Origin of the sequence: Amycolatopsis mediterranei (genome assembly GCF_026017845.1) — a bacterium.
GTDB classification, from domain to species: Bacteria; Actinomycetota; Actinomycetes; order Mycobacteriales; family Pseudonocardiaceae; genus Amycolatopsis; species Amycolatopsis mediterranei.
This window is the reverse complement of sequence record NZ_CP100416.1, coordinates 389,101-405,743: the sequence shown is the minus strand read 5'-3', so window position 1 is coordinate 405,743 and position 16,643 is coordinate 389,101. Positions and strand designations below refer to the sequence as shown.

20 protein-coding genes are annotated in these 16,643 nt (G+C 71.3%); 12 read left to right on the top strand and 8 right to left on the bottom strand.

Annotated features, from left to right (window positions below; translation table 11 throughout):
* Positions 1–17 precede the first annotated feature (17 nt).
* On the bottom strand, positions 18–575 hold the full coding sequence (locus tag ISP_RS02105) for a dihydrofolate reductase family protein (RefSeq protein ID WP_013222348.1): 558 nt from the start codon (positions 573–575) through the stop codon (positions 18–20).
* Between the two features lie 126 nt (positions 576–701).
* Between ISP_RS02105 and ISP_RS02100 the strand changes: the two genes are divergently transcribed.
* From ISP_RS02100 to ISP_RS02090, 3 genes are read left to right on the top strand one after another with little or no spacing between them, the layout of a single operon-like run.
* Positions 702–2,078, top strand: coding sequence for an amidase (locus ISP_RS02100; RefSeq protein ID WP_013222347.1), 1,377 nt, complete (start codon positions 702–704; stop codon positions 2,076–2,078).
* A complete protein-coding gene (locus tag ISP_RS02095; protein WP_013222346.1) occupies positions 2,045–2,620 on the top strand; it encodes a TetR/AcrR family transcriptional regulator in 576 nt (191 codons plus the stop codon). Before ISP_RS02100 ends, ISP_RS02095 begins: the two co-directional genes overlap by 34 nt.
* Positions 2,620–3,486, top strand: coding sequence for an oxygenase MpaB family protein (locus ISP_RS02090; RefSeq protein WP_013222345.1), 867 nt, complete (start codon positions 2,620–2,622; stop codon positions 3,484–3,486). Before ISP_RS02095 ends, ISP_RS02090 begins: the two co-directional genes overlap by 1 nt.
* Before the next feature lie 122 nt (positions 3,487–3,608).
* Here the strand turns inward: ISP_RS02090 and ISP_RS02085 are convergent, their stop codons facing one another.
* A complete protein-coding gene (locus ISP_RS02085) occupies positions 3,609–4,160 on the bottom strand; it encodes a CGNR zinc finger domain-containing protein (protein ID WP_014466550.1) in 552 nt (183 codons plus the stop codon).
* 72 nt (positions 4,161–4,232) lie between these two features.
* On the opposite strand from ISP_RS02085, the gene ISP_RS02080 reads away from it, so the two are divergent.
* The 5 genes from ISP_RS02080 to ISP_RS02060 all read left to right on the top strand — a co-directional run bounded on the left by ISP_RS02080 (position 4,233) and on the right by ISP_RS02060 (position 8,640).
* The gene (locus ISP_RS02080; RefSeq protein ID WP_014466549.1) at positions 4,233–5,066 is read left to right on the top strand and encodes an alpha/beta fold hydrolase; all 834 of its coding nucleotides are present in this window, start codon (positions 4,233–4,235) and stop codon (positions 5,064–5,066) included.
* A 95-nt stretch (positions 5,067–5,161) separates the two neighbouring features.
* The gene (locus ISP_RS02075; protein ID WP_014466548.1) at positions 5,162–6,559 is read left to right on the top strand and encodes a hypothetical protein; all 1,398 of its coding nucleotides are present in this window, start codon (positions 5,162–5,164) and stop codon (positions 6,557–6,559) included.
* Complete coding sequence (locus tag ISP_RS02070) at positions 6,556–6,948, top strand: FixH family protein (RefSeq protein WP_013222341.1); 393 nt, start codon at positions 6,556–6,558, stop codon at positions 6,946–6,948. Before ISP_RS02075 ends, ISP_RS02070 begins: the two co-directional genes overlap by 4 nt.
* Before the next feature lie 11 nt (positions 6,949–6,959).
* The gene (locus tag ISP_RS02065; protein WP_013222340.1) at positions 6,960–8,102 is read left to right on the top strand and encodes a hypothetical protein; all 1,143 of its coding nucleotides are present in this window, start codon (positions 6,960–6,962) and stop codon (positions 8,100–8,102) included.
* Positions 8,095–8,640: a hypothetical protein gene (locus tag ISP_RS02060; protein ID WP_013222339.1), complete on the top strand. Its 546-nt coding sequence runs from the start codon at positions 8,095–8,097 to the stop codon at positions 8,638–8,640. Before ISP_RS02065 ends, ISP_RS02060 begins: the two co-directional genes overlap by 8 nt.
* A gap of 111 nt (positions 8,641–8,751) precedes the next feature.
* Here the strand turns inward: ISP_RS02060 and ISP_RS02055 are convergent, their stop codons facing one another.
* Entirely contained in the window at positions 8,752–9,006 is a 255-nt protein-coding gene (locus ISP_RS02055; RefSeq protein ID WP_013222338.1) for a DUF397 domain-containing protein, read from the bottom strand.
* Between the two features lie 301 nt (positions 9,007–9,307).
* Between ISP_RS02055 and ISP_RS02050 the strand changes: the two genes are divergently transcribed.
* Complete coding sequence (locus tag ISP_RS02050; RefSeq protein ID WP_014466547.1) at positions 9,308–9,472, top strand: hypothetical protein; 165 nt, start codon at positions 9,308–9,310, stop codon at positions 9,470–9,472.
* Positions 9,473–9,476: 4 nt separating this feature from the next.
* A complete protein-coding gene (locus ISP_RS02045; RefSeq protein ID WP_013222337.1) occupies positions 9,477–9,731 on the top strand; it encodes a hypothetical protein in 255 nt (84 codons plus the stop codon).
* A 106-nt stretch (positions 9,732–9,837) separates the two neighbouring features.
* On the opposite strand, the gene ISP_RS02040 is transcribed toward ISP_RS02045, so the two are convergent.
* The 4 genes from ISP_RS02040 to ISP_RS02025 all read right to left on the bottom strand — a co-directional run bounded on the left by ISP_RS02040 (position 9,838) and on the right by ISP_RS02025 (position 13,078).
* Entirely contained in the window at positions 9,838–10,446 is a 609-nt protein-coding gene (locus tag ISP_RS02040; protein ID WP_013222336.1) for a class I SAM-dependent methyltransferase, read from the bottom strand.
* Positions 10,443–11,291 carry an SAM-dependent methyltransferase gene (locus ISP_RS02035; RefSeq protein WP_013222335.1) on the bottom strand — a complete coding sequence of 283 codons (849 nt, stop codon included), beginning with the start codon at positions 11,289–11,291 and terminating at the stop codon, positions 10,443–10,445. The genes ISP_RS02040 and ISP_RS02035 overlap by 4 nt, the downstream gene beginning before the upstream one ends.
* The gene (locus tag ISP_RS02030) at positions 11,263–12,114 is read right to left on the bottom strand and encodes an SAM-dependent methyltransferase (RefSeq protein WP_013222334.1); all 852 of its coding nucleotides are present in this window, start codon (positions 12,112–12,114) and stop codon (positions 11,263–11,265) included. Before ISP_RS02030 ends, ISP_RS02035 begins: the two co-directional genes overlap by 29 nt.
* Positions 12,115–12,214: 100 nt before the next feature.
* Positions 12,215–13,078 carry a helix-turn-helix domain-containing protein gene (locus tag ISP_RS02025; RefSeq protein ID WP_013222333.1) on the bottom strand — a complete coding sequence of 288 codons (864 nt, stop codon included), beginning with the start codon at positions 13,076–13,078 and terminating at the stop codon, positions 12,215–12,217.
* A 235-nt stretch (positions 13,079–13,313) separates the two neighbouring features.
* Between ISP_RS02025 and ISP_RS02020 the strand changes: the two genes are divergently transcribed.
* Together ISP_RS02020 and gndA are read left to right on the top strand one after the other, a co-directional pair.
* On the top strand, positions 13,314–14,234 hold the full coding sequence (locus tag ISP_RS02020) for an MBL fold metallo-hydrolase (protein ID WP_013222332.1): 921 nt from the start codon (positions 13,314–13,316) through the stop codon (positions 14,232–14,234).
* 85 nt (positions 14,235–14,319) lie between these two features.
* Positions 14,320–15,759 carry an NADP-dependent phosphogluconate dehydrogenase gene (gndA, locus tag ISP_RS02015; RefSeq protein WP_014466546.1) on the top strand — a complete coding sequence of 480 codons (1,440 nt, stop codon included), beginning with the start codon at positions 14,320–14,322 and terminating at the stop codon, positions 15,757–15,759.
* A 123-nt stretch (positions 15,760–15,882) separates the two neighbouring features.
* Here the strand turns inward: gndA and ISP_RS02010 are convergent, their stop codons facing one another.
* Complete coding sequence (locus tag ISP_RS02010) at positions 15,883–16,620, bottom strand: Clp protease N-terminal domain-containing protein (RefSeq protein WP_013222330.1); 738 nt, start codon at positions 16,618–16,620, stop codon at positions 15,883–15,885.
* Positions 16,621–16,643 lie beyond the last annotated feature (23 nt).

Genomic DNA, 16,643 nt, shown 5'->3' with positions numbered 1-16,643 from the left:
GCTCGGCTTTCTAACCACTATAGGGGGTTAAGCAGCGTGAAGCGGAGTTCGGTGATCGGCCCGACCTCACGCACGCCGAGCCGGCGCAGCGCGACGCCGTCGAGATCGGGGTCGCCGAACAACGGCAGTCCGGCACCCAGCAGCACCGGGGCGAGCAGGACGTGCAGCTCGTCGGCCACCCGGGCCCGCACGGCCTGCCGGACCACGCTCGCGCCGATCACCTTGACCGCCCGGTCCCCCGCGGCCGCCCTCGCCTGCTTGACCGCCGAAGCGATCCCGTCGGTCACGAAGGTGAAGGTGAGGTTCTCGTTCTGCGCGGGCAGCACGGCCGGCGGCGTGTGGGTGACGACGAAGATCGGCACCTGGAACTCGTAGTTGCCGGCGTACCAGTCCGGGTCCTCGGCCATCGCGAACGACCGGCGGCCGAGGACGACCGCGCCGGTCTCCCGGATCAGGTCGGTCATCCACTCGCTGCCGCTCGACGCGGCGGGGTCGGACAGCCGGGCCGTGCCGCCGTGGCGATCGGCGACGAAGCCGTCCAGCGACATGCTCATGCCCGCGTGCACCGTGGCCATGGGTTCTCCTCACGTAGTCGTTTGCCGGGTAGACGTCCGGGCGGAGGAAAACTCATCGGGAGTAGCCGAAGACCGTCGGTATCCGGTAACGTTCGTTCGAACGAACGAGAACCTCCGGGGGCCGCCATGACCGCTACGAGCCTCGATTTCACGGGCCTCGCCGACCAGGCCGCGCGGCTCGCCGCGGGTGAAGTCACCTCCGCCGAGCTCACCGCGGCCGCGCTCGGGCGCGCGCACGCGAGCCAGGCGACGCTCAACGCGTTCCGCCACCTGCGCGACGAAGAAGCCCTCGCCGAAGCCGCGGACGCGGATCGTCGTCTGACCGCCGGCGACCGCGCTCCCCTGCTCGGCGTGCCGCTCGCGATCAAGGACGACGTCGACCTCACCGGCCTGCCCACCGCGTTCGGCTGCGCCGGCGAATTCCCGTTCGCGACGGCCGACGCGCCCGCCGTCGCGCTGCTGCGCGAGGCCGGAGCTGTGATCATCGGCAAGACGAACACCCCCGAGCTGGGCCAGTGGCCGTTCACCGAGGGCCCGGCCTTCGGCGTGACGCGCAACCCGTGGCACCCCGGCCACACCCCCGGGGGTTCTTCGGGCGGGAGCGCGGCCGCGGTGGCGTCGGGGGTCATCGCGGCCGCGCTCGGGTCCGACGGCGCCGGCTCGGTGCGCATCCCGGCCGCGTGGACCGGGCTCGTCGGCATCAAGCCCCAGCGCGGCCGGATCCCCACCGACGGCGAGCTGTTCCACGGCCTCACCGTGCTCGGCCCGCTGGCCCGCACGACCGAGGACGCCGCCCTGCTGCTCGACGCCGCGGCGGGGACACCCGGGGTGTTCCGCGCGGCCGCCGCGCGCGAGCCCGGCAAGCTGCGGATCGGGCTGTCCACACGGATTCCGTTCACCGCCACCAAGACCCGGCTCGACCCGGTCGTCGAAGCTTCCGTGCGGCGGCTCGCGGAGTCACTCGCCGGGCTGGGCCACGAGATCGTCGAGGTCGAGCCGGACTACGGGCTGATCGGGCTGACGTTCCTGCCGCGGTCGCTCACCGGCGTCCGCGACTGGACGCTGCGGGTGCCCGACCGCACCGGGCTCGACCCGCGCACGCGCAGCAACGCCGGCCACGGCCGGCTCCTGGCCGGGCCCGCGCTGCGGCTCGCCCGCGCCCTCGAGCCGGGCCTGCACCGGCGGATCGGCTCGGTGTTCGGCCGCGTCGACGTGCTGCTGACCCCGACCACCGCGACGCCGCCACCGCCGGTCGGCACGTTCGACGGGCTGTCCGGCTGGGAGACCGACCAGGCCATGATCGCCGCCTGCCCGTACGCTTGGCCGTGGAACGTGCTGGGCTGGCCGGGGGTCAACGTCCCGGCCGGGCTCACGGCAGGCGGGCTCCCGCTCGGGGCTCAGCTGCTCGGCCCGTCGCACGCCGAGGAGCGGCTGATTTCGCTTGCCGCGCAACTGGAAGAGGTCGAACGGTGGCCGGAGCGGCATCCCGAGAAAAGCTGGTAAGCACCCGGGACGCCATCCTGCGCGGCGCGCTGACCGTCGTCGGCGAACACGGGGTCGGCGGGCTGACGAACCGCCGGATCGTGGCCGCCGCGGGCGTCTCGCTCGGCACGCTGACCTACCACTTCGCGAGCCAGACGGCGTTGCTGCGCGAGGCGATGCTGCTGTTCGTCGAGGAGGAGACGGCGAAGCTCGGCGCGATCGTCGACGGCCACCGCGCGGAAGGCCTCAGTGTCGAGCAGGCGGCGTCGGTCGTCGAGCACGTCATCGCGCAGCTGCCGTTCGGCGCCGACGAGCTCGGCGCGCACGAGCTGTACCTCCAGTCCGCCCGCGATCCCGAGCTGCGCGAGGCTTCTTCGCGCTGCTTCGCGGCTTATGACGAGCTGGCCGTGACGATCCTGGAAGCGCTGGGCGTCCCGGAGCCGCGGCGGCTGGCCGGCCCGGTGGTGGCGCTGATCGCGGGGCTGCAGCTGCGGCGGCTGGCGACCGGCGAGACGGACACGCCGGTGGCCGAGCCCCTGATGATGCTGATCCGCGGAGCTTGATGGCGCGGCCGATCGTCCGCGGCACGGCGGCGTGGAAGTACTTCGGCGACTTCCGCGACGCGCTGCTGGCGGAGCAGGTCCTGGTGCTGCAGGTGGCACACCCGGTCGTCGCGGCGGGCGTGCGGGATCATTCGGACTACACGGCGGATCCGTGGACGCGGCTGATGCGGACGGTCGCGTCGCTGTCGATCTACGTCTACGGCGGTACGGCCGGTGCGCGGGTGGAAGCCGCGCGGTTGCGGGCGTTGCACCGGACGTTCACGGGCGTCGCGGACGGGCGGCGGTACAGCGCATTGGATCCGGCGGCGTATGCGTGGGTGCACGCGACGCTGGTGAAGGCTCCGGTTGACGCGCAACGGTTCTTCGGGCAGCCACTGTCCACATCGGAGCTTTCGGAGTATTACGCGCAGATGCGTGGAATCGGGCTGGTGCTCGGGATCCGGGAGCGGGACCTGCCGCGCGATTGGGCGGATTTCGAGCGGTACTACGACGCGATGGTGGCGGGTTTCGGGGCGAACTCGACGATCGAGACGTTGTTCGAAACGATCCGGACGGCGCCGAAGCCGGTGCGGTTCCTGCCGGATTCGTGGTGGCGGCGGCTGCAGCGGGGTCAGATGTTGTTGGTCCGGGCCACTTTGCCGCCTTCGTTGCGGGAGACGCTGGGTCTGCAGTGGACGGACGCGGACCAGCGACGGTTCGAGCGGTTCGCGGCGTGCGTGCGGATCGCGTGCACGCCGATCCCGGCCTGGGTGCGGACGGCGCCCATGCGGTGGGTCGGGAAGCTCAACGTGTGGCTGCGCGCGCACCCGAAGGTCTATCGGGCGTTGGTCCGCCACGACGGGCCGGGCGCGCAGCCTCGCCCCTGACCATCCCCGCGGGCGAGATGCGTGACTCAACGGGCATCTCGCGTGTCTGAAGGGTCAACTCGCGTGATTGGAAGGTCGACTCGCGTGATTGGCGGGTCGACACGGCGGTGCCGTCGCGGGCGTCAGTCGCGGGTGAGGGTGCGGGCGTAGTGGGCGCGGGCCTTGGCGCGGTTTCCGCAGCGGGCCATCGAGCACCACTGGCGGTTCCGGCGCGGTGAGGCGTCGCAGAAGCGCTGGCCGCAGTCGTCTGCCGCGCAGATGCGGACCTCCGCGTCGCTCGTGGCCAGGTCGATCGCGTCCGCCGCCAAGGCCGCGAACGCCGCCGCCACCGGGTCCTTCGCGGCCGGGACCTCCCGACGCAGCACGCCGTCGACCAGCGCGAGGCGCGGTGGGGGCGCCGGGGCCGAGGCTGCCGCGTTGTTGACCAGGTCCACGTCCATCTTCGAAGGCACCTCCGGCGGCAGCAGCACCCGGTCGATCGCCTCCCGCAGCGCCTTCGCCGCCAGCACATTGCCCGCCGTCACCGGCACCGGGCCCGTCGTGAACCCGGCCAGCGCCAGCCACTCGGCCAGCGCGTCCGGACCGGTCAGCAGCTCCACCCCCTCTTCGTGCCGGCTGCGCATCGTGTTGACGAGGTCGAGGCACGGCCGTCCGCCGTCGAAGACCCATTCCATGCCCAGCATTCTAACCCTTGAAGACAGTTAGAAGCAGCGGTACCGTCTAACCCCATGAACCGGTTAGAGAACATGGCCACCGTGAACGGCATTCGGATGCACTACCGGCGAGCCGGCGACGGCCCGCCGCTGTTCCTGCTGCACGGCTGGCCGCAGACGTCGCACTGCTGGCGCCAGGTCATGGCGCCGCTCGCCGAGACGCACACCGTGATCGCCCCCGACCTGCGCGGCTACGGCCACAGCGACAAACCCAAGTCCGGCTACGACAAGCGCACGATGGCCGCCGACATCGCCGCCCTCGCCGACCACCTGGGCTTCGCGAAGACCGCCGTCGCCGGGCACGACCGCGGCGGCCGGGTCGCCCACCGCTGGGCCCTCGACCGCCCGGACCAGGTCGACCGCCTCGCCGTGCTCGACATCGTGCCCACCCGCGCGATGTGGCAGCGGCTCGACGTCATCGCGAAGCCGTCCTGGCACTGGCTCTTCCACCTCCAGCCCGACCTGCCGGAACTGCTGGCCGGGCAGAACATCGCCGCCTACCTCGGCTACTTCTTCGAACGGTGGACCTACCAGCGCCACGCTCTCGACGCCGACACGCAGGCCGAGTACGTGCGCGCCTTCTCCCAGCCGGGCGCGCTCAGGGCCGGCTTCGACGACTACCGCGCCTCCTTCCCCGACGACGCCGAACTCGACGACGCCGACTTCGAAGCCGGAAAGCGCGTCACCCAGCCCCTGCTCGCCCTCTGGGGCGCGAACGGCCTGGTCGGCACGCTCCCGACGCTCGAGATCTGGCGGGAGTACGCGGCCGACGTCACCGGCGAAGCCCTCGCCGAGTGCGGCCACTTCCTCCCCGAGGAACAGCCCGGCGAAGTGGTCGCCCACCTGCGGAAATTCCTCGATCCCTGAGACCCCAGGGGCCGGGAATCCCCCGAACCGGGGACCGGAGTTCCCTCGCCGCCGTGACGCCCGCCACCGGTCGCGCCGGTTAGGTTCGGACCACGATGGGGAGCAAATCGAAAGCCGCACTGCTGATGCTGCTGGCCGCACTGGGGATCGCGGCCGGCAGCGGGACCGCGCACGCCGACGGCGCACCGACCGGCGCCGACATCCAGGTCGCCCAGACGCTCGGTGCCCGCGAGCTGACCGTGATCATCCGCCGCGTCGACACGACACCGTCGCCGCTGCGGGTCGACGTCGTGACGCACCAGGGCACCGCGCCCGGCACGCTGCACCTGGCCGTCGCGGCCGGCGGCGTCCCGAGTTCGCGCGCCGACGTGGTCCTCGGCGCCACACCGGGTGTCTACGCGGGAAATCTCCAAGTCGACAAGCCGGGGCCGTGGGAACTCTCGCTGGACGATGGCGCCGGACCAAGAGCGACGATCCCGTTCATCGTGCCCGCGCGGGTGGTCCCACCGTGGGAGAAGGCGACCTACGGCGGCTTCGTCGCCGCCGGTGCGTTCCTGCTGCTGGCCCTGATCGTGGGGGTGCGAGCGAAGAGGACGGCGTTCGCGCTGATCCCCGCGGGCGGCGTGGTCGCCGCGCTCGCCGTCGCCGTCACCGGCGCGCTGCTGTCGGCGAGCACTCCCGCCCCGCCCGCGCCCGGCAGCCAGCTGGACCCGACGTTCGACAACGTCACCGACCCGTACGCGAACGCGCGGTTGTCCACAGTGGATTACTCACGCCCGCCGGTGAACCTCGCCGTCGAAGCCCGGCAAGGCGACCTGACGCTGCGGCTCACCGACGGCGCCACCGGCCGGCCGGTCGACGACCTGCTGGTCCACGACAACGCCCTCGTGCACCTGGTGCTGGTCTCGCCGTCCGGGCGGCTGAGCCACCTGCACCCGGTGCGTGTCGGCCCCGGCGACTACCGCGTCCGCCTCGCCGATCCGGAAGCGGGCACCTACGCCGTCGCCGCGGAACTCGCCCGGCGCGGCGGCGGTGTCCAGCTCGCGCGGTCCACTGTGGACATGAAGGGCACCGCGGCCCCCGCGCCTGAACCACCCGGCCCCGGACCGAGGACGATCGACGGCACCCCGGTCGGCCTCACGATCAGCCCGGGCACGCCGGCCACCATCACCGCGCACTTCCCGGCGCAGGACCTCCAGCCGTGGCTGGGCATGCTCGGCCACCTGATCGTCACCGGGCCGTTCACCGGCCCCGCCGGCGAAGGCGCCGCCAAGGCTCCGACGTGGGCGCACGTCCACGCGATGGTCCCGCCGGTCGCGGGGCAAGCCGACCGTCCTGATGAGACGGTCGCGGCCTACGGCCCGGACGTCAGCTTCACCTACACCTTCGCCGAGCCCGGCCGGTACCGGATCTGGCTGCAGGCCGAACGCGGCTACCGGGTGCTCACCGTCCCCGCCGTGGTCGACGTCCCGACGACAGGAGCCGCCCGATGAAACGCCCGACGTTGCTGATCGCCGTCGTCGCACTGGTCGTGGCGGCCGGTGCCGCCTGGCTGCTGTGGGGCGGCAACGGCGCGAAATCCACCACGCAGCAAGCGGTTTCGGGCCCGTACACCGTCCAGTTCTCCGCGGAGCAGCCGCGGATCGGCGGCAACACGTTCGCGGTGGCGGTGACCGGCCCAGCGCCCGAAGCCGTCACGGTCGCGCCGGTCATGGCGCAGATGGGGCACGCGCTCACGCCGGTGCCCGCCGGGCCGGACGGGCCCGGCCGCTTCCGCGCCGCGGACGTCGGGCTGCCGATGGCCGGGCAGTGGGAGATCACCGTTTCGCTGCGCGGCCCCGGCGGGCCCGCGCAGGTCGTCTTTCCCGTGTTGGTCAAATAGAAGGAGGGGGAATGGATCTCACCGCATCCGGCGTGCGCAGCACGTCGGTGACGCAACAGGCGCGAACCGGGTTGCTGCCGGCGAACGTCGTGCTCGGCGGGTCGTTGCTGTCACTGGTCGGGCTCACCTGGGACATCCAGTGGCACGACGACGTCGGGCCGGACACGTTCTTCACGCTGCCGCACCTGTTCCTGTACGCGGGCAGCGCGGTCGTCGGCCTGGCGAGCCTCGCCGTCGTGCTGCTGACGACGGCGGCGCGGCGCGCGGGACGGCCGGTCGACCCGCGGATCGGCGGGCGCGTGGTCAACGTGTTCGGCCGGACGTTCGCGGCCCCGCTGGGCTACCTGGTCTCCGGGGTCGGCGCGGCGACGTTCCTGCTGTACGGCCTGTGGGACCAGTGGTGGCACGGGCTTTACGGCTTCGACGCGGTCATCGACTCGCCGCCGCACATCGGGCTGCTGCTGTCGATCACGGTGTCGCTCATCGGCACGACCGCGGTGTTCGCCGCGGCGCGTGAGCACCGCTGGGGCCGGCTCGGCACGCTGGCGTCGCTGACCGTGCTGCTCACCTTCGGGCCGGTGCTGGCGCTCGGGTTGCAGCAGGTGCCCGACGACTACGCCGACGCCGTCGCGATCGGGACGTCGATGATGGCGGTGCTGCTGGTCTCCGTCGGTGCCGGGTTCGCCCGCCGTCCGGGCGGGGCGGCCGGCACCGCGGCGCTGGTCGCGGTCGTGCAGGCGGTGTTCTGGTGGTTCTCGCCGTGGGCGGCGAAGGCCTACGCCGACCTGGTCGGCCTGCCGCTGCGGGACGCGGTTTCCGGGGTGCCGGCGATGCCGTCGCTGGCGCCGATGGCCCTGCTGCCGGTGGCCGCGCTGATGGAGCTGGTGTACCTGGCCGGCCGGCGCCGGGGGTGGCGCCCGGGCCGGGTGTCCGTGGTCGCCGGCGGGATCGCCGGGCTGCTGCTCGGCCTGAGCCTGCCGGTCCAGCGCTTCCTGCTCTACACCGGTGCGCACCTGCCGCCGGTCTGGTACCTGACGACGACCGCCGTGCTCAGTGCGGCACTGGGGCTGCTCGGCGGGTTCGCCGGGTGGCGGTTCGGCGGGATGCTCTGCCTGCTGGCGCCCGCGAAGAAGGGGGAAACCGCTGATGCGTAAGACGTTACTTGCCCTGGCCGCGGTAGCAGGGCTGCTGTTCGCCACCGCGGCGCCGGCGAACGCCTACGAGCCGGTCAACATCGTGCACACCGAACGGGTGCAGGCCGGGCCGTACGGGCTGACCGTCGGGTTCAGCACCTGGCCACTGAAAGCCATGCAGTCGCTGGACTTCACCTTCATCCCTGACGGCGGGATCGAAGACAAGTCGGGCACGCTGGCGATGCTCGGCCCCGGCGGCGCGCAGCGGCGCGCCCAGCCGCTCGTGCGGCACCCGCGCAAGCGCGAGGTCTGGGGCCTGGACGTCCGGTCGCTGCCCCGACCCGGCGACTGGACCTTGCGCTTCACCGTCAACGGCCCCGCCGGCTCCGGCACCGGCGAGCTGCGCGCGCTGCCGGTGCTGGAACAGCCGGGACCGCCGATGGGCGTGAGCTGGGCGATCAGCACGCTCCCGCTGATCGGGCTCGTGGTGCTCGTCGTGGTGGCCTGGCGCCGGACCCGCGGCCGGTTGCGCGGCGGGGAGCTTCCGGCAATCGGGTGAGATTCCCCTCACATCGAGCGTCCGGACGTATCCGGACGGTCGCGAAGGCCTCCTTCACCGTAGAGAGCGGGGAAGGGGGCCTTCACCATTTGTCTTCCGCGGTTCGGGCGGTCAGGCGGGCAGGTCGAACTGCCCGGCCTTGACGGCGATCAGGAACGCTTCCCACTCGGCGGTGTCGAACACGAAGACCGGGCTGGTCGCGAGCTTGGTGTCCCGGACGCCGATCACGCCTTGGGAGCCCAGGTTGACCTCGACGCAGCTGCCGCCGTTGGGCTCACTGGCGAACGACTTCTCCCAGGCGGCCTCTTCGAACAGGGTCACGGCCGTGTTCGGATCGTAATCCGCGAACGACGGATAATCCGCCATGGGTCGTACCTCCGAGGATCGTTGGGCGGCGCGGTCGTGACCTGGTCAAGGCACCCGCTCCCGGCTACTCAGTGTCTCAATGGAGCAAGCCACAGGGCCAAGCGGGTGATCAACTGGGTACGGCCTCGACATGAAGATTATTCCAGGAGTAGGATTAATCGCATCGGCCGGGGCGCTGGTGTCGGTGAATGACTGCCTGCTCGCGGCGGGCGGTCGTCGAGGCGGGCCGAAGTGTTCGAACGACCAGCGCCGGAACCAAACCAAGCCAAGTAATCGCAGGACCTCATGGGGGAGGAACAGCGTGATCGTCGAGGACAGTGCGCCACCCGGCGCGCTCGCCGTGACCAGGCTCACCGTCTCCGGACGGACCGCCGCCACGGCCGCGACCGAGCTGGTCCGGACCAGAGATGCGGAAGCGTTTTCCCACCAGGGCGCCGAAGCACCGCGACGAGAGCTGGGGGTGTAGACGAATGGCCGTCCGGGTGAACTCGCTCTTCCGCCGCGAGGACGAAGAACACCGTGGCCGCCGGGGCATCGGGAACGAACTGCGGAACCGCTTCGGCTTCAGCCTGATCCAGGCGCCGCTGCGCAAGACCACGACCTGGGCCACGGACCAGGACCTCCCGCTGCGGCGCCACGCCGACGGGGTCCGGACGACCCGCCCGCTGGAAGCCGCGATCGACCTGACGCCGCTGATGCGCGGCCGCATCGGCTCGAGCGCCTGACCGTTCCTGATCCGGCCACAGTCACGGCCGAACGGCCCAGGAACTACCGCACCACCACGAAACAGCCCCGGCTCCCTGACGGAACCGGGGCTCTTTTCGTTCGTGGCTACGGTTTCCGGAGCAGCAGGCTGCCGTGCCGCATCGGCCGCTCCCCCGCTCCCGGTTCGCGGTACATCCGCCCCACCTCGGTGAACCCCGCCGCGGCCGCGAAGCCGGCCAGTTCGTCCAGCGGCCAGCAGTAGGCCGTCGTCACCTTGTGGTCGAACGACGTCAGCGGGCCGCCGCGGGATTCGAAGCACCCCAACAGAACGTGACCACCGGACGCCAACGTTCGGGCGAATTCGGCGAAGTACCGGGGGACGTCCACCGGCGGCGTGTGGATCACCGAATACCACGAAAGGATCCCCGCGAGCGACGCGTCCGGCAGGTCGAGCGCCGCCATGGAGCCCACCTCGAACCGCACCGACGGCTCGGCCGCCCGCGCCAGCTCGATCATCGCCGGCGACAGGTCGACGCCGAACGCCTCGAGCCCCAGCGAACGCAGGTGCGCCGTGAGGTGGCCGGGGCCGCAGCCGAGGTCGGCGACCGGGCCGCGGCCGCGGACGGAATCCGCGAAGGCCGTCCACACCGCCCGTTCCAGGGGGTGGTCGTCCCAGGCTCCACGGACGAATTCGGCGTACCGGACGGCGACCGCGTCGTAGGCGGCCGCCGTCACGGCTTGCGGCCGAGGCCGCAGACGTGGCCGACGAACGCCGGGTTGTTCGCGAGCTTCTTGGTGGCCCTGGACTCCATCTCCTCGGGGTGCCACTCCGGCAGGTACACGATGCCGGGCTCCACCAGCTCGAGGCCCTCGAAGAACGTGGTGAACTCCGCGCGGCTGCGCAGGTGCAGCGGCGTGCTCGACTGGTTGTACTGCTTCATGATCGACTCGCGGCTCTCCGCGTCGCCCATCTCCTCGAGGCCGTCGCGCGTCAGGTGCGAGGACAGGAAGTACGAGCCGGACGGCAGCAGCGAGAGGTAGCGCTGAATGGTCTGGGCCACCGGCTCGTCCGGGCCGAGGAAGTACAGGACGCCGACCATGATCAGGCCGATCGGGCGGTTCGGGTCGAGAACGCCGGTGTCGAGCGCGCGCTTCCAGATGTCGGCCGGGTCGCGCAGGTCGCCCTGCAGCACCGCGTGCCGGTCCGCGACGCCTTCGCGCTCCAGCAGGATCTGCGAGTGCGCCACCGCGACCGGCTCGTTGTCGACGTACACGCACCGCGCGTCCGGGTTCACCGCCGCGGCGACCTCGTGCACGTTCCCGACCGTCGGCACGCCCGACCCCAGGTCGAGGAACTGGTCGATGCCGTTGCGCGCCAGGTACCGGACACCGCGGCCGAGGAAGTCGCGGCCGACGCGGGCGACGGTCTTGATCATCGGGAACGTCCTCACCGCCTGCTCCCCGAACTGGCGGTCGATGGCCCAGTTGGCGTCGCCGCCGAGGAACCAGTCGTAGATGCGGGCCGCGTTCGGCCGGTCGAGGTCCACGCCTTCAGGCGCTTCGGGGTCCTGCGTCGTCATTGCGTCCTCCAGGCTTGCGGCCGACACCGCCGACCACGCTCGCGAGGCGGACCGTGGCGGCGCCGGGCTCCGGGCGCCACTCTCCCACAGGCACGATCCCGGGCTCGACGACGTCGAAGGTACCGAAGAACGCCGCGATCTCGTCGAGGGACCGGGAAACCGCGGGTGAGCTCGACCGTTCGGACAGCTTCACGAGCTTCCGGATCTGCTCCAGCTCTTCGCCTTCGACGCCGGATTCGGTGGCGTGCGAAAGCACATACGCCGAACCCGGTGCCAGGAGCGTCCGGTAGTCGCGGATGGCCTGGCGGACGCCGGTGACGTCCGGCAGGAAGTGCAGCACCGCCACGGTCAGCAGGCAGATCGGCCGGTCCGGGTCGAGCACGCCGGTGGCGAGCGCGGCTTCCCAGACCTCTTCGGCGTCCCGCAGGTCGGCGTGCAGCACCGCGTGGCGCTCGGGATCGCCGGCTTCTTCGAGCAGCATCCGCCCGTGCGCGACGGCCACGGGCTCGTGGTCGACGTAGACGCACCGGCTGTCGTCGGCGTAGTCGTCGGCGACCTCGTGCACGTTGCCCGCGGTCGGGATACCGGAGCCGAGGTCGAGGAACTGCGTGATGCCCTCGGCGAGGCAGTAGCGCACGGCCCGGCCGAGGAAGTCCCGGTTGCCCCGCGCAAGGGCCTTCGCCAGCGGGAACGCCTGCACCGCCTGCTCGCCGTACTGCCGGTCGATCGCCCAGTTCGCGCTGCCGCCCAGGGCCCAGTCGTAGATCCGCGCGATGTTCGGGCGGTCGAGATCGATGGCATCGGGAAGGAAGTCGGGGTCCACGACGTCCCCTTCGGGCGGCACTTCCGGTGGTTTCGGGCGCAACAGGCCCACTCTACCGACAGTTGTTCACCAGCCGGGACGGCTCACGCCGCCATTCGCCCTATTGGAGCTGCTGCATCTGGGCGCGGTAACCCTCCGCAAGCTCCTTCAGGAACTGCCGGGTCTCCTGGCGCTCGAGCGCGGCTCCGCGCAGCCGGTCCCACGAGTCGACGAAGATGTTGAAGTCCTTGACGTCGTCGAGGTACAGGCCGCCGGCGGAGTGCTCGATGTAGACGAAGTCGCGCGTGCGGTCCGGGAACCGCATGATCGTGAAGTCGTTGGGCACCGCGGCCAGCCGGGCGCCGAACGGCAGTACGTGCACGTAGACCCGCGGGTGCTTCTCGAGCGAGAGCAGGTGCTCGACCTGGTCGAGCATCACCGCGGGCGCGTACCCGCCGGGTGCCCGGCGCAGGGCGCCTTCGCTGATGATGAAGCGGTAGTAGGGCGGCTGCTGCTGCTCGAACACCGCCTTGCGGTCGAGCCGGTTGCGCACCAGGGACGTCACGTCCGTCGCACCGGCCTCGGTGAACTGCTTGAGCATGTAGTGCTCGGACTGCAGTGGGCCCGGGATGCGCTCACCGTGCCAGGTGAGGATCTCCGCGGCCGCGGGCTCCAGGTCGGTGAAGGTGCGGAACCAGTGCGGCACCACCGAGCGGTAGCCGGACCAGTGGCCGCGCTGCCCGGCGGCGGCCCGCGCCAGGTTCATCAGCGTGTCGGCTTCTTCGCCGTTGATCCCGAATGCGTTCAGCATGGATCGCACATCCCCGAGCTTCACCCCGACGGCACCGGACTCGATCTTGTTGACCTTGCCCTGGGTGCAGCCGAGGACCTCGGCGACCTGCTGCTGTGTCATCCGCGCCGCGGTGCGGGCATGCCGGAGCTCGTTCCCGAGCTGCTTCCGGCGCGAGGTGACGGTGCTGGCCATCGCCCTGCTCTCCCGGACCACTACCAAGCAACGGCGGCCAGCGGCCGCCGTCGCACGCGAACTATCGAACCCACCCAGGTTAGTGCTTCACCTTGCGGATCTCGATGATGACACCGCGCAGCGTTCCAGGAAACGCCGCAGAATGCCAGTCACCTGCGCTATCACTCGCCTGGACCAGTGAAATTCCGAATTATTCCGCCAACCGGCGGAGCCCCGTCTCGGGCAGACTGAGCTGGTGACCGATCGTTCTCCCGCCGCCGCTGCCGTCACCCGCCTGGCCGACCGGGTCCACGGCTACGTCCAGCCGGACGGCTCCTGGTACATCAACAACTGCGGGTTCGTCGACGCCGGCGACCACACCGTGCTGATCGACACCTGCTCGACCGAGCGCCGCACGCGCGCGCTGCTGGAGACGGTCGAAGCCGCCACCGGCAGCCCGGTGACAACGCTGGTGAACACCCACCACCACGGCGACCACACCAACGGCAACTACCTGGTCGGGGGCGCGACGATCATCGGCCACCGCAAGACGCGCGAGCTGATGGTCGCCGAGGGCATCCAGACGTTCGACGGCATCTTCGTCGGCAACGACTGGGGTGAGCTCGAGTCGCGGCCGCCGGAGGTCGTGTTCGACGACCGGCTGACCGTGCACGCCGGCGACGTCACCCTGGAACTGATCCACCCCGGCCACGCGGCCCACACGACCAACGACGTGCTCGTCTGGCTGCCGGAGCAGCGCGTGCTCTACGCCGGTGACCTCGTGTTCAACGGCGGCAGCCCGTTCGCGCTGATGGGTTCGGTCGCGGGGTGGCGCAAGGGCCTCGACGTCATCCGCGAACTGTCTCCCGAAGTGATCCTGCCCGGCCACGGTGGCCCATGCGGACTGGACGTGGTGGACACCGTCGACCGCTACCTGGCCTTCGTCCAGAAGACGGCCGAGCGCGGTAAGGCCGCCGGGCTGTCGCCGCTGGAAGTGGCCAAGGAGACGGACCTCGGCGAGTTCGCGTCGCTGAGCGAGCAGGAGCGCCTGCCGGGGAACCTCCACCGGGCGTACGCCGAGCTCGACGGCGCCGAGTGGGGTGCGGACATCGACCTGGTCGCGGCCATCACGGACATGCTCGCGATCAACCGCGGCCCGATCCGCTGCTTCTCCTGAACTGAGTGAGCTGCTCCTCCGTGGCCTCCCTTGAGGCGTCGATCGGACTAGGGTCTGAATCGAGAGAGTCTTCGAGAGGATTCGGATGAGCAAGAAGGCGAGCATCGGGGTCACCGGCCTGGCGGTCATGGGCCGCAACCTGGCCCGGAACCTGGCCAGGCACGGCCACACGGTGGCCCTGCACAACCGGTCCGAGGAGCGGACCCGCGCGCTGGTGGAGCAGTTCGGCGACGAGGGCGACTTCATCCCGGCGTACTCCGCGCAGGACTTCGTCAACGCGCTGGAGCGGCCCCGGCAGGTCGTGATCATGGTCAAGGCGGGCGGCCCGACGGACGCCGTCATCGAGGAGTTCGCGCCGCTGCTCGAAGAGGGCGACGTGATCATCGACGCCGGCAACGCGCACTTCGCCGACACGCGCCGCCGCGAGAAGGCGCTGCGCGAGCGTGGCCTGCACTTCGTCGGCAGCGGCGTCTCCGGCGGCGAGGAAGGCGCGCTGCACGGGCCGAGCATCATGCCCGGCGGCTCGAAGGAGTCGTACGAGTCGCTCGGCCCGCTGTTCGAGGACATCTCGGCGAAGGTCGACGGCGAGCCGTGCTGCACGCACATCGGGGCGGACGGCGCCGGCCACTTCGTCAAGATGGTGCACAACGGCATCGAGTACGCCGACATGCAGCTGATCGCGGAGTCGTTCGACCTGCTCCGGCACGCGGGCGGCTACGCACCCGCCGAGATCGCCGACGTGTTCCGCACCTGGAACACCGGGCGGCTCGACTCCTACCTGATCGAGATCACCGCCGACGTGCTCGCGCACGTCGACTCCTCCTCCGGCAAGCCGTTCGTCGACGTCGTCGAGGACGCCGCCGAGCAGAAGGGCACCGGCCGCTGGACGGTGCAGATCGGCCTCGACCTGGGCGTCCCGATCTCGGGCATCGCCGAAGCCGTCTTCGCGCGTTCGCTGTCCGGGTCCAAGTCGCTGCGCGCGGCGGCCCGCGGGCTCGGCGGTCCTTCGGCCGCGCCGCTGTCGGGTGCCTCGCTGGAACGTTTCGCCGACGACGTCGAGCAGGCGCTGTACGCGTCGAAGGTCGTCGCGTACGCGCAGGGCTTCAACCAGATCCAGGCGGGCGCGACCGAGTACGGCTGGGACATCGACCTCGGCAAGGTCGCCTCGATCTGGCGCGGCGGCTGCATCATCCGCGCGAAGTTCCTCAACGACATCACCGCGGCCTACGCCGACGAGCCGGAGCTGCCGACGCTGCTCACCTCGGGCGGTTTCCGCAAGGCGGTCGAGGACGCGCAGGACTCGTGGCGCTCGGTGATCTCGACGGCGGTCAAGCTCGGCATCCCGACGCCGGGCTTCTCGACGGCGCTGGCCTACTACGACGGCCTCCGCGCGGACCGGCTGCCGGCCGCGCTGGTGCAGGGCCAGCGGGACTTCTTCGGTGCGCACACCTACCGGCGGGTGGACCGGGAAGGCTCGTTCCACACGGCCTGGGCCGCCGACGGCCGCCCGGAGTCCGGCGCCTGACGCGCGACGCGCGGGCCCTCCCCCCTCGGAGGGCCCGCGCGGCCGGGAGGACCCCCCTGGTCCTCCCCGATCAGAGGAGCGTCACGAGGACCACCGCGAGCACGACGGCCCACCAGAGCGGTCTCACTGCCCCCTGGCGGCGAGGAGCTCCGCCAGCACCTCCAGGATCTTCGCCTCGGCCTTGTCCTTCTTGACGCCCAACCCGTCGAGCACCTCGAAGCCGCTGCCTTCGCCCTGTTCCAGCAGCGCCAGCAGCAGGTGCTCGGTGCCGATGTAGTTGTGCCCCAGCCGCAGGCCTTCGCGCATGGTCAGCTCGAGGGTCTTCTTGGCGGCCCCGGAGAAGGGGACCACGTTCGGCACTGGGTCGGTCGGCTCGGGCAGCCGCGCTTCGGCGGCTTCGCGGACGGCGTCCAGCGAGACGCCCTGGGCCAGGATCGCCCCGGCCGCCAGCGCGGCGGGCTCGGTCAGCAGGCCCAGCACGATGTGCACGGTGTCGATCTCCGGGCTCGCGTGGTCCACCGCCGCCTTCTGGGCCTCGACGACGACGTGGCGAGCCCGGTCGGTGTAGCGGCCGTAGAGGCGTTCGATGGCGCCGCTCGGGTCGCCGCCGGGATCGACCTTCGGCACGAACCGCTTCTGGGCCGCCTGTTTCGTGACGCCCATGCTGGCGCCGATCTCGGTCCAGGACGCCCCGGACCGCCGGGCCTGGTCGACGAAGTGGCCGATCAGGTGGTCCGCCACTTCGCCGAGGTGCTGACCCACGTACACCGCGTCGGTGAGCTGGGCGAGGGCGTCTTTGTCGTTGTTGCTCTTGATGGCGTTGATGAGGTCGTCGAGCTTGACGTTGGTCGGTAAGGTCATGCCGTCAACTGTAGGTTGACGAC